This window comes from Streptomyces sp. NPDC048504 (assembly GCF_043200035.1).
Classification (GTDB): domain Bacteria; phylum Actinomycetota; class Actinomycetes; order Streptomycetales; family Streptomycetaceae; genus Streptomyces.
This window is the reverse complement of the sequence record NZ_JBICXA010000001.1, coordinates 53,231-65,218: the sequence shown is the minus strand read 5'-3', so window position 1 is coordinate 65,218 and position 11,988 is coordinate 53,231. Positions and strand designations below refer to the sequence as shown.

Annotated in this window: 10 protein-coding genes; 8 read left to right on the top strand and 2 right to left on the bottom strand. The window is 69.0% G+C overall.

Features of this window, described 5'->3' with window-relative positions:
- Positions 1-398 precede the first annotated feature (398 nt).
- On the bottom strand, positions 399-758 hold the full coding sequence (locus ACGFY9_RS00270; protein ID WP_393750443.1) for a hypothetical protein: 360 nt from the start codon (positions 756-758) through the stop codon (positions 399-401).
- A 231-nt stretch (positions 759-989) separates the two neighbouring features.
- On the opposite strand from ACGFY9_RS00270, the gene ACGFY9_RS00265 reads away from it, so the two are divergent.
- The gene (locus tag ACGFY9_RS00265; protein WP_393750441.1) at positions 990-2,015 is read left to right on the top strand and encodes an NAD-dependent epimerase/dehydratase family protein; all 1,026 of its coding nucleotides are present in this window, start codon (positions 990-992) and stop codon (positions 2,013-2,015) included.
- Between the two features lie 6 nt (positions 2,016-2,021).
- On the opposite strand, the gene ACGFY9_RS00260 is transcribed toward ACGFY9_RS00265, so the two are convergent.
- Positions 2,022-3,347 (bottom strand): DNA-binding protein, encoded by a 1,326-nt coding sequence (locus tag ACGFY9_RS00260; protein WP_393750439.1) that lies wholly within the window; start codon positions 3,345-3,347, stop codon positions 2,022-2,024.
- A 523-nt stretch (positions 3,348-3,870) separates the two neighbouring features.
- Here ACGFY9_RS00260 and ACGFY9_RS00255 point away from each other — a divergent pair.
- The 7 genes from ACGFY9_RS00255 to ACGFY9_RS00225 all read left to right on the top strand — a co-directional run bounded on the left by ACGFY9_RS00255 (position 3,871) and on the right by ACGFY9_RS00225 (position 11,981).
- Entirely contained in the window at positions 3,871-4,338 is a 468-nt protein-coding gene (locus ACGFY9_RS00255; RefSeq protein ID WP_393750437.1) for an ATP-binding protein, read from the top strand.
- 48 nt (positions 4,339-4,386) lie between these two features.
- Entirely contained in the window at positions 4,387-5,616 is a 1,230-nt protein-coding gene (fxlM, locus tag ACGFY9_RS00250) for a methyltransferase, FxLD system (RefSeq protein ID WP_393750435.1), read from the top strand.
- Between the two features lie 67 nt (positions 5,617-5,683).
- Complete coding sequence (locus ACGFY9_RS00245; RefSeq protein ID WP_393750433.1) at positions 5,684-5,875, top strand: FxLD family lanthipeptide; 192 nt, start codon at positions 5,684-5,686, stop codon at positions 5,873-5,875.
- An 83-nt stretch (positions 5,876-5,958) separates the two neighbouring features.
- Positions 5,959-9,021: a lantibiotic dehydratase gene (locus ACGFY9_RS00240; RefSeq protein WP_393750431.1), complete on the top strand. Its 3,063-nt coding sequence runs from the start codon at positions 5,959-5,961 to the stop codon at positions 9,019-9,021.
- Positions 9,018-10,169: a lanthionine synthetase C family protein gene (locus ACGFY9_RS00235; protein ID WP_393750429.1), complete on the top strand. Its 1,152-nt coding sequence runs from the start codon at positions 9,018-9,020 to the stop codon at positions 10,167-10,169. Before ACGFY9_RS00240 ends, ACGFY9_RS00235 begins: the two co-directional genes overlap by 4 nt.
- A 29-nt stretch (positions 10,170-10,198) precedes the next feature.
- Positions 10,199-11,176 carry a thiopeptide-type bacteriocin biosynthesis protein gene (locus ACGFY9_RS00230; protein WP_393750427.1) on the top strand — a complete coding sequence of 326 codons (978 nt, stop codon included), beginning with the start codon at positions 10,199-10,201 and terminating at the stop codon, positions 11,174-11,176.
- Between the two features lie 280 nt (positions 11,177-11,456).
- The gene (locus ACGFY9_RS00225; protein WP_393750425.1) at positions 11,457-11,981 is read left to right on the top strand and encodes a Pycsar system effector family protein; all 525 of its coding nucleotides are present in this window, start codon (positions 11,457-11,459) and stop codon (positions 11,979-11,981) included.
- The last annotated feature ends 7 nt before the right edge of the window (positions 11,982-11,988 follow it).

The window sequence follows — 11,988 nt, the reverse complement described above, 5'->3', positions numbered from 1 at the left end:
ACGAGACACCAGTGTGCGCAGAGTGCGTGCCAAGTACTCCACCGTCTGCGGAGCCTGGAGCAGAGCGATGACGGTCGTGGCCTGGCCAAGAAATGGGGCATCCAGCGCCCATTCACCACTCCGCCTCCCCCGCGCTGCTGTTGCGTGTCCCTCGGTCACAAGGAGATCCGCCAACTCGCCTGGGACACTGATTTTGAGGGTATCGCTCGCCATGTCGATCCTCTCTGGTGTGCATCGATCGCGGCGTTCAGCGTGAAGTATGGTCGATCACATCGCAAGGCGCGGGCAGAACGCTCAGGTTGCGGCAGATTTGAGCGGGCTTCTGATGTTGATTCGCGCACTGAGTACCCGGACGAATCTTTCGTAGCTATTGGTGCGGACGGCTCGCCGCCTGGGAGTTACCGATCTGCCGCGCGATCACGGTGTCCCCTTCCCCGCTCCACCAGCGTGAGCACGGCCACGATGACGGTCGCTGCGGCCCCTGTGGACAACGCGTCCGCGACATACCGGCCCAGCTCCGGCCGCAGGATGTCGACAAGCCCGAACAGTACGACAGCCCCCGCGAGACCTGCCGCGACTGCAGCGAACCAGGAGCGGTGGCGCGCCCAAAACCACTGGGCAAGCCCCAGTCCGATGAGGGGAGCGACAGACAGTTGCGGCTCGTCGAGGGCGGCGATCACACCGTATCCCAGAGCGCTGACCGCCCAGCAGGCCGTGGCAACGAACGCCGCCTCGCTCCAGGAAACGGACCTGTTCATTACTGCCACCCTTGCTCCAGGCCCACGGCCATAACGGATACGTCCATGGTCCCGTCGAACACTTCGCTCACTCGATCATCCGCCCCTCCCGGCTCATCATGACGGGCGGAGCGTGGACATGGCCCACCCCCGAACACATCGACTCGGCGAGCGTAGGAAACAAGGCTCTGTTCCCCACTGCTGGATTGGGGTCTCTTCTCCTGGGTCCTCGGGAAGGGCAGGATTCTGGGCATGAGGATTCTGGTCTTGGGCGGTACGTGGTTCCTGGGCAAGAGCATCGTGGACGAGGTACTACGCCGTGGCTGGGACGTGACGACGTTCAACCGTGGCCGGTCCAGGCGGGACGTGCCCGGGGTGCGTGCGGTCCATGGCGACCGTACTGAAGTAGCGGACCTCAACCGGCTTGCTTCCCAGGGTCCTTGGGATGCCGTGATCGACACGTCGAGTTCCGAGCTGCCGCCGCGTGACGTGCGGCTGGCCGCACAGGCGCTGCGTGATGCGGCGTCCCGGTGGGTGCACGTCTCGACCGTGTCGGTGTATTCGGGGTGGCCGCATCAGACTCTGACCGAGTCGTCTGAGGTGCTGGAGTGCCCGTCCGACGCGGACGAGTCCTTCGGCTACACGGGCTCGGACGGTTCGCCCACCAAGTACGGGTTTCAGAAGGCCGGCGGGGAGCGGGCGGTCAGTGAGGCGTTCGGTGAGCGGGCGGTGTTTCTGCGGCCCGGGGTCATTCTTGGGCCGGGTGAGTACGTGGGTCGGCTGCCGTGGTGGCTGCACCGGGCCGGCCGGGGCGGATCTGTGCTGGCGCCGGCTCCGGCTGACCGGCTCATCCAGCCGGTCGACGTGCGCGATGTCGCGGCCTTCGCCGTGGACCAGGCAGCTGCGACCAATGGCAGTGCCTTCAATGTGGCCCACCCCGAGGGGATGGGCTTCGGGGACTTCCTGCTCGCGTGCCTCGCCGTCACCGGGACGGACGGTCACCTGGTGTGGGTGGAGCCGGAGTTGCTCGCCGAGCACGGAGTGCGGCAGTGGACCGAACTGCCCTTGTGGCGTACTCACACAGGGGTGTGGTCGGTGGACGCCGGCCGGGCGGTGGAGGCCGGTCTGCGGTGCCGCCCGCTCACCGAGACGATCACGGACACTTGGGCGTGGTTGCGGGCCGACGGTCGCCCCGTGGATCATCCCCGCTGGGCGGAGCACGGGCTCGCCCCCGAGAAGGAGGCCAAGATTCTCGCTGCCCTGGCCTCTGCTTCCTGAGTTCCCTCAGCCCTCCAGGGCGGCCACTGCTCCGGCGCCCGCACCAAGTTGGTGCTGGGCGGCGAGTCGGCTGAAGTGCTCCAGGCGCTCGCTGATTTCGTCGGCGAGGGGTGTTCGGCGGAAGCGTTCGGCGGTCAGGGCCCGGCGGATGCGCGCGGTGCGGGTCAGCAGGCCGGTGGCGCGTTGCTCACCTGGCACGGTCCAGACGGGTTCGAGGGCTTCGGCGGCTCCGTCGAGATCGCCGCTCAGCAGCCGGGCGGCGGCCAGGTCCGCGGCGGCGCCGCCCACGACGTGTGCAGAGCGGAGTGCCTCGGGCTTGCTGGTTACCAGCTCCAGGGCGGTGCGGGCTGCGGTCTCGGCCTGTTCGCCGTCACCGAGGAGCAGGCAGGTCGAGGCGTTGGACATGGCCAACCGCTCGCCGGGGAAGCCGAATTCGCCGGCCACGCCGTCGTGCAGGTCGTCGGTTACACCGCGTCCCTCACGATGGGAGACGTCGATGGCCTGCTGGGCGGAGGCGGCGTCGCCTCGGTGGCCGTGCGCGCGTGCCTCGATGGCCGCCAGGCGGCGGTGCGCGACGTCGCCGAGGCCGGTGAGCATCTGCGCGCGTTGCGCGATCTGGGCTGCCTCGGCGGGGCGGCCGGAGAAGTAGGCGATGTAGGCGAGAGCGCCTCCGGCGAAGGCCCGTAGCGGTGTGAAGCGGGCGGTCTCCCCGTACAGCGCGGAGGCTCGGGCGAGGCGGGTGGCGCCGTCGAGAGAACCGAGGTCGAAGGCCGCCGCGGACAGCAGTGCGCAGGCTTGGCCGGCGATGATCAGCAGGTCCTGTTGCTGGGCGGGTACCTGTGTGCGGTCTCGGTGCTGTTCGGCTTCCTCCCTCAGCCTGCGCGCTGTCTGGAGGACCTCGAACGCCGAGAAGGAGTGGTAGCGGCGGGCGAGTTCGGCGACGTCGTCTCGCAACTGGTCGAGGGTGGTGTCGGAGATGGACGCGGAGGCGGCGGCGCCGGCCTCGCTGGATGCGTCGCGTGCGGTCATGTCGATCTCGTCTTTCAGGCTGAATGCGGGTGCGGGTGACTCGGGCGAGGGCGGCGCCTGGAACAGGGCGGCGGCACTGACGCCGAACATCTCCTCCAGCACCTGGCAGGCGTCCGGGCTGGGCAGGGTCCGGATGGTTCCCGCGGTCCAGCGGCGGAACTGTGCCTCGGAGATCGTCGGGTTCGCGGTGCCCTTCTTGATGACCTTCTCGGCGGTACGGCTGAAGTGGGCCACGAAGTCGCTGTAGCGCCAGTGGCGTTGGGCCACCAGGGCCTTGAGTAGCGTCCTGGGACGTTCATCCATCGTCGGCCCCTCTCGGCCAAGAAGACCACTGACCATCTGCCGTCGGCCCTGGGCCTGCGGCTCCCTCGCATGCAGGAGATCCCGTCACCTGCTCCGCACGCAACGCCCTCGGCTCAGACGACGCTTCGACGCTACCCGCGCGCGCTGTCTGTCACCCGGAAGAGCGCCGGACGCTATCTGCTGGGCCATGGCGGTGAGATCCACATCAGGCCCACTCTGGTCGCCGTCACCGAGTGCGAGGAGCCATCACCGGCAACGTACACGGTGGTTGAGATCCCGCTCGGTCTTGTCCGTCCCTTCCAAGGAGCCTCGCTGTGATGCAGGAAAGTCCCCCACTGGCCCTCCGGGGCAGACGGCCGCTTCCCCTACGTCCGGGTGGTGGCCGGGCCTGTCCCACCACCCTGCCCGTGCGGTCGTGGGCGACTCCGGCCGGTGAAGGCGCCGATTGCGCCTCGGTCAGCCGTTTCAGCAACGGCACGGGGACCGTACGGCGAGTCCAGGACGCATCGCGCGGGTGGGAATGATGAAGGCCACCGGATCGCGGTCGTCGGTCGGCCGCATCCTGCGCGCGGTCGCGACGCCTCTGGAGCCCAGACCGGAAGCCGTGTCCAGGGCGCGCTGGACCGTGCACGAGACGCTGGCCGCATGGGGCCTGGACAACCTGGTGGACGACATGGTGCTCGTCGCGTCAGAGCTCGTGACCAATGCCCTGCAGCACGCCTCAGAGCCGATCGTGATGGTGTTGCAGCAGCGCGACGAGACGGTCCTCGTCGAGGTCGCCGACGTCTCTTCCGCTCTTCCGGTGCCGCGGCGCGAGTCGGCCGACGACGAGTCTGGCCGCGGGTTAGCGCTGGTGGAGGCGTTGTCGGACGACTGGGGATACCGCAGGCGGGGGAACCGTCGCGGTAAGTGGGTGTGGTGCAGCTGGTCGCTGAGTCCCATGGCCACCGAGCACGTCGACCAGCCCGTGCCCCTGGAGGCGGCGTCGTGACAACCTCCACCGCCGAGAAAGAGAGAGCCCGTGAACAACGTCCCCGACATGACCACCCCTGACGACGGAGCCCCCGCGTCCGACCAGCAGTTGCGTGACGCGATGGTCCGGGAGCTGATCGCGCTCGGTGCAGCCCGGAGCCCGCACGTCGTGGCTGCGTTCTGCAAAGTCCCTCGTCATCTGGCCACCCCCGAAGATGACATGGCGGCGGTGTACCAGGCGGAGAATGCCGCGATCACGAAAAAGGATGCCGACGGCGTGGCCATCAGCTCGGTGTCCGCCGCCCGCATCCAGGCCATGCAGATCGAACAGGCCGACATCCGGTCCGGTATGCGGGTCCTGGAGATCGGCTCCGGTGGCGTCAACGCCGCCTACCTCGCCGAGATCGTCGGCCCCGAGGGCCTCGTCGTCACCGTGGACATCGACCCCGACGTCACCGCACGCGCCGAGAAGTTCCTGGCCGAGACCGGCTACGACCAGCAGGTGCGCGTCGTCACCGCCGACGGCGAGTACGGCATGGCGGAGCATGCCCCGTACGACCGTGTCATCGTGACCGTCCAGGCCGCCGACATCCCGCCGGCCTGGACCGGACAACTCGTCGACGGCGGCCGTGTCGTCGTGCCGCTGCGGATGCGCGGCATGACCCGCACCGTCGCGCTCGTCCGCCACGGCGACCGGTTGGTGAGCGACAGCGTCGAGCTGTGCGGTTTCGTGCCCATGCAGGGCGTCGGCGAGAACCGGGTCCGCCTGGTCCTCCTGCACGACACCGAGGGCGAAGAGGTCGGGCTGCGGCTGGACGGTCACCCCGAGCCCGATGCCGACGGGCTGCGAGTTGCCCTGCGCAGCCCTCGTGTCGAAGCCTGGTCCGGGGTGACGCTCGCCGGTGACGAGTCCAGCGAGCACCTGGACCTGTGGCTGGCAACCGCGCTGGACAACCTGCCGCTCTTGGCCGCGACACCGGCTGCCCGCGAACGCGGCCTGGTCGCCTCCGCCTCGCCGCTCGGCGTGCCCACGCTCGTCGACGCGGACAGCTTCGCCTACCGCACCGTGCGTCGTACCGACAACCCGGACCGATTCGAGCTTGGCGCCATCGGCCACGGCTCGCAGGGCCAGAAGGTCGCCGAGCGCCTGGTGGAGGAGATCCGGGTCTGGGACGGCGAGCACCGCCGCGACCGGGCACAGGTCGAGGTCTACCCGGCGTCCACTCCGGACGGGCAGCTTCCCGAGGGCCGGGTCGTCGACCGGCCCCACACGCGGGTCCTGATCACCTGGCCGTAGCGCCGACAGCGCCCACCGGCCAGGACAGCAAGGCACATCCCACCCAGCCCTACAGGAGGAATTCGAGATGGCACAGCAGGGCAGCACCGCGCTCAAGGCCGCCACGGACTTCACGGCCGCCGCCGACACGGACTTCGACCTCAACATCGAGACCATCGCGTCCGCCCCGGTCGTGCCGGGTCTTCTGAACGACACCGGCGACGGCTGCGGGGCGACCTGCCAGTCCGCCTGCTCCAACAGCACCTGCATCGGAGGCTGACCAACCGGTGCGGGTCCGGGCCGAAGTCCTCGGCCCGGCCCGGCCCCGCACCGCCCAGGACGACGGACGAAGGAGCCACGGGGATGGGGATGTACAAGGCCGTTGACGCGATTCTGATCAGAGCAGCCGCCCGGCCGCTGGCGGCCCAGGTGCCTCCCTGGCCTGACCTGGACGGCAGCTCCTCCGGCGATGTAGAGCACTGGCGGGAGTGGATCGGCAAGGTCTGGACGGACGATGCCACGGCGGCTGCCATCGAGGTCGCCAGCCCTCTTCTGGTCGAGGCCGTGCACGGCGTGCTCGACAGCCGTAAGCAGCGGCCCCGAACCGTTCGGCGCACGGTCATCTCCCTGGTGCGCTACCTGCTGCGGATGCAGCACCGTGCCACCCCCTTCGGCCTGTTCGCCGGCCCCGCGCCCGTACGCCTCGGGATCCAGGCCCACGTCCAATGGGGCGCCGGACACCGGGCTTTCGCCCGAGCGGACGCCGAGTGGCTCACCGAGATCGTCACCGCCCTGGAGCAGAACCGCGATCTGCTGCACCGCCTGCCCGTGATCGCCGATCCCACCTGCATCGTCCGGGGCACCCGGATCGCCGTACCGCATCAGCCGGGCAAGAACGGCCCGGCCGAGGTCACCCTGCGCCGCACCCCCGCTGCCGAGGCAGTCCTTGAACTGGCCCGTTCGGCGATCACGGTCGACGACATCATCGCCAAACTGCACGCCGGCTATCCCGACACGCCCACGTCGGTGATCGAGGACATGGTGCATGGCCTCGTCGCGCACCAGATCCTCATCACCAGCCTGCGGGCGCCCATGACCTGCGACGACGCCCTCGGGCACTTGGTGGCCGAACTGACAGACCTAGCCGAACTGACAACCGTCAGCATGGAGCCCCAGGCAGCAACGGTTGGGCATCTCCGGCAGATCCATCAGCTTCTGATCCGGCACGACCATGCCCCGGCCGACGAACAGCGGGCTCTGCGCACCGAGGCCACCCGCCGCATGACAGCCCTGACCGGCGTCACCGAGCGGACCCTGGTGGTGAATCTGCGGCCCGACTGCGAAGTCGTCCTGCCCGCCGAGGTCGCCCGAGAAGCAGAACACGCCCTTCAAGTCATGGCCCGTATCTCGCCGTTCCCGGCTGGGCCCCCGGCCTGGCAGGACTACCGCGCCCGTTTCCTGGAGCGCTACAGCATGGGCGCCCTCATTCCGGTCCGTGACCTCACCGATCCCGACATCGGCCTCGGTTTTCCGGCGGGGTACCGAGGCTCGGTCCTCAAGCGACCCGTCCAGGGCTCAACCCGCCGGGACGAACACCTTCTGGCCCTCGCCCAACACGCCGCGGCGAACCAGGTACGCGAGGTGGTCCTGACGGAAGAGGATCTTGCCGCGCTCGCCGTCGACAAGGCCACTCAGGTCCCTGCCCATGTCGAGCTGTGCTTCTCCGTGCTCGCCACCTCCCTGGATGCCCTGCAGCAGGGGCAGTTCGCGCTGAGCATCGTGGGCCTGTCCCAGGCGGCGGGCACGACGACAGGCCGGTTCCTGGCCATGCTGGAGTCAGCCGACCGCCACCGCATGACGGCCGCGTACGCGGCCCTGCCCACGCTCACCGCCGACGCGGAGCGAGCGCAGGTCTCCAGCCCGCCGCTCCGGCGCCGTACCCAGAACGTCAGCCGTGCCCTCGCCGTAACGCCACACCTGCTGTCGCTGGGCGAACACAACCCCGCCGCCACGCTCGACCTGGACGACCTCGCGGTAACCGCGGACTCGAAGTGCCTCTACCTGGCTTCGCTGTCCACCGGCCAACTCATCGAGCCGTCGGTGATGAACGCCGTCGAACTCACCAACGCCACCCATCCGTTGGTCCGCTTCGTCACCGAGGTGCACCGCTCCCACACAGCAGTGCTGACCCCCTTCGCCTGGGGAGCCGCCGCCCGACTGCCCTTCCTGCCCGAAGTCCGCACCGGCCGCACCGTCCTCTCGCCCGCCTGCTGGCGACTCCGGCTGAGCGACCTCGGCCACAACGACCATTCCGGCCGGCTACGCCGCTTCACCAACTGGCGCTGCCGCTACGGCGTAACCCGCACCGTCTTCCTCGGCTCCGACGACCAGCGCCTCCGCCTCGACCTCGACCACCCCACCCACCAACACCTCCTGCGCATGGAGTTGGAGCGCACCGGCACCGCGACACTGCACGAAGCTCCCGAGGACGAGGCATACGGCTGGCTCGGCCACGCCCACGAAGTCACCATGCCGTTCGCCTCCAGCCTCCCACCCGCAGTCCACCACCCCCGAACGACAGTGGTCGTACGGCGCGACAGCGGGCGCCTGCCGGGCACCTCTCCATGGGCGTACCTGAAGATCTACTGCCACCCCGAACGCGTCCCGGAGATCCTGGCCACGCACCTGCCCGGTCTGTTCCAGGGCTGGGAAGGCGGCGAGCCGTTGTGGTGGTACACCCGCTACAGCGACCCGGACACCCACGTGCGTCTGCGCCTCCGACTGCCGACCCCAGATGCCTTCGGCACCGCCGCGCAGCACGTCGGAGCCTGGGCGGCGGAACTCCGCAACACCGGCCTGCTCCGCAGCATCCAGTGGGACACCGACGAACCTGAGACCGGCCGCTACGGCACCGGCGACACCCTGGCCGCCGCCGAGCACGCCTTCGCCGCCGACTCCGCCGCCGCAATCGCCCAACGGACGCTCGGCCTACTTCCCCACCTGCAGCCGGCCGTCACCGCCGCCAGCTTCACGGACATCGCCGCCACGTTCACCGGCAGCCCGGCGGCCCGGCGTCGCTGGCTGACCGAGCACCTGCTCAAAGGGGAAGGCGAGATGCCTTCGCGTGATCTCCAAGCATTGGCCATACAGCTGACCGCCCCGGACAGCGACTTACCCGCGCTACGAGCCCTGCCAGGCGGCGAACGCGTCGTCACCGCCTGGGCCAATCGCCGATCCGCACTGGCGACGTACCGCACCGCCCTCGCCGACCACAGCATCGAACCCACCGACGTACTGCCGTCTCTGCTGCACATGCACCACAACCGAGCAGCCGGCATCGATCCCGACAACGAGACCGTCTGCCGCCGCCTGGCCCGCACCGCCGCCCTGTCCTGGAGCGCCCGCACCGAAGGAGCACCACCGTGACCACCGGCGTCAGACCCGTCCCCGAGCAGGACACCGCCTTCCGGCAGTCCCTCGCCCACGGCCCCCTCGGTATCGCCCTGCTCCACATCGAACGCGCCCGCCAAGGCCGTGGATCGTGGCAGACCGTCCACCGCCGACTCGCCGCCGTCGGCCCACTGATCGACGGCGACCAAGCGGGCCTCTTCCTCGGCGCACCCGCGATGGCATACGTCCTGCACCTGACCGCCGCCGACAGCAACCAATACGCTGGCGCCCTCAACACCCTCGACCGCATCGTGGCCACGCACACCCGAAGCCGCCTGCAAGCCGCCCACACTCGTATCGATCAGGGCCGACCCACCACCTTCGCTGAGTACGACCTACTGCGCGGCCTCACCGGCCTCGGAGCCCTCCTCCTACGCCGCACCCCCGACGGCCCAGAACTCAAAAGCGTCCTGGAATACCTCGTGCGCCTGACCGAACCGCTCCCCGGACCCGACGGACGCACACGGCCCGGATGGTGGGCGGGGCACAGCCCCGTCAACCTCAGCACCCCCACCCCTGGCGGCCACGCCAACGCCGGGCTGGCCCACGGCATCACTGGCCCCTTGGCCCTCCTTGCACTCGCCCACCTGCGCGGCACCACCGTGCCCGGCCACCAGGAGGCGATGCTGCGCATCTGCCGCTGGCTGGACCAGATACGCGTCAGCGACCACCGAGGCACCCGATGGTCGCGCTGGACCACCGACACCACCGCCAGCCCCAGGCACTCGGCCGCACCATCCTGGTGCTACGGCACCCCCGGCCTCACCCGCGCCCAGCAACTCGCCGCCCTCGCCCTCGGCGACACCGACCGCAAACGCATAGCCGAACGAGCGCTCCTGGACTGCCTGGCCGACCCCCTCCAACTCGTCCAACTCACCGGTCGGGGTCTGTGCCACGGCATCGGCGGCCTCATACGGGTCGTTCAGCGCGTTGCCCAGGATGCCGACGAGCCCGACGCTTTCACCAGCTTCCTGCCGCACCTCACCGAACGCTTCCTCGCCGCTGAGACACCGACGGAAGCCGGGTTCCTCGAAGGCACGGCAGGAGTCGCGCTCGCCTTCCAGAGCATCGAAACCGACGAAGCACCGGTCAGAGACTGGGATGCCTGCCTGCTCCTCGCCTGACATGGCAGAGGCCCCGAAAGGAGGAAGAGGTGGACCTGCATGACAGCAGAACGGCAGAACGAGCCGTCCACGCCGTCTTGGCCGGTACCCCGATCGAGACGGTCTCCGCTCGGCTGCACTCGTCACCGGAACACCTGGCCGAAGCCGTCAAGCTGTACTGCGCCGCTGGACGGACAGCACTCGACGCACGGTCGTCCACCTCCGACTGGCAGCAGGTGAACATCGAGTTCACCGACTACCCGACCGCCCAACGCGCCTTCCTCGCCTACTTGCTGCCGTCTCTACGCGAAGCCTGCGACGCTGGGGCCATCGGCGCCTGGTGGTTCGTGCGCAAGTTCCCCTGCTGGCGTCTCCGCGTCGCTTCCGGCCCGCAGACGATGGGCGAGTGTGCGTCGGAACCCATCCATGAGGCTCTCAACAGCGCAGTCTCGTGGGGCGTGGTGAAACGCTGGTGGCCGTCGCCGTACGAGGCCGAGAGCGTGGCCTTCGGCGGCACTGACGGGATGAGGATCGCCCACGCCTTGTTCCATGCGGACAGCGTGGGAATTCTCGACTACCTGCGTCGTTCGGCAGCAGAAAACAGCGCCTCGCTCGACGCCAAGGCGACCTCGCTGATCATCACTAGTCTGTTCCTGCGTGCGGCTGGCCAGGAATGGAGCGAGCAGGGCGACGTGTGGGCACGCGTCGAAGCCAAGCGCCCTCTCCCCGACGACGTTCCGCCGGAGCGAGTGACCGCCATGACCGGCACGGTGCGCAAGCTCCTGACGGCCGACACCGAGCCCGCCCTCACCGTCGGCAACTCGCTGGCTCCCCTCGCCAGTTGGGCCGACGCGGTGAAGCACGGCGGCCAGACTCTCGGAGACGCCGGACGCGAAGGACGACTCGCCCTCGCCACCCGCGGTGTCCTCGCCCGCCACGTCCTCTTCCACTTCAATCGCATGGGCTTCACCACGCGTCAGCAGGCCATCTGGTCACGGGCGGCGCGGGAGGCCATCCTCGGAAATTGATCGCACGCTCCCCGACACAAAATCCGGCTTCTCGTCGACGAAGGCGGCAGGGCAGCTCAGCTACGGGATGAACTGGACCACGCGATCAAAGGGTCGAAAGGGCCGACATCCCAGGTCCACCCACGCGCAACTGTCCGACCGGAATTGGGTATGCCATCCAGCAGCACATGACATCGGGAGACGTCGGCCGGGCACCGGACATCGCGGGCCCGGCTCGGCGACGTTCGTGAGGAGTACACCTGACGATGGTCTACCCAACCTCTCGCCGGCGGAAGATCTGATGCCTCAACGGAGTGGAGCTAGCCCCGAGACCGAGGAGAAGGCCGTGGAGACGGCCTGGCGGATTCATGGGGCGGTCGGAGAGTGGACGGCCCGGGTCGATGCCAAGGCTTCGTTCGCGCTCACTCTCGAATCGGCCGCTGCGGCCGGGATCATCGCACTCTCCGGGCAGGACAACGTCTTCGCCGATCTGCACGGTTGGGGTTCCCGCTGCCTGCTGTGGGCTGGCAGCACGCTCATCCTGATCGGTGCCGTCTTCGCGGTACTCGTCGTAGTACCCCGTCTTCGCGCCCCCAGGATGCAGGCTGAAGCCTCCGACAACTTCGTCTACTTCGGCCACCTGATGCACCGTGAGGCCACCGAGTTGGCCGAATCCATGAGGCGCTCCGATCTGCTCCCTGTCCTCAGCCGTCAGCTCATCGCCATGAGCAAGATCGCCTGGAGCAAGCACCGGCACGTCCAGATGTCGCTCGCCTTCTTCGCACTCGGCTTGATTCTCGTGGTCATCGCCGCAGTGCTGGCCTGACCGCCGA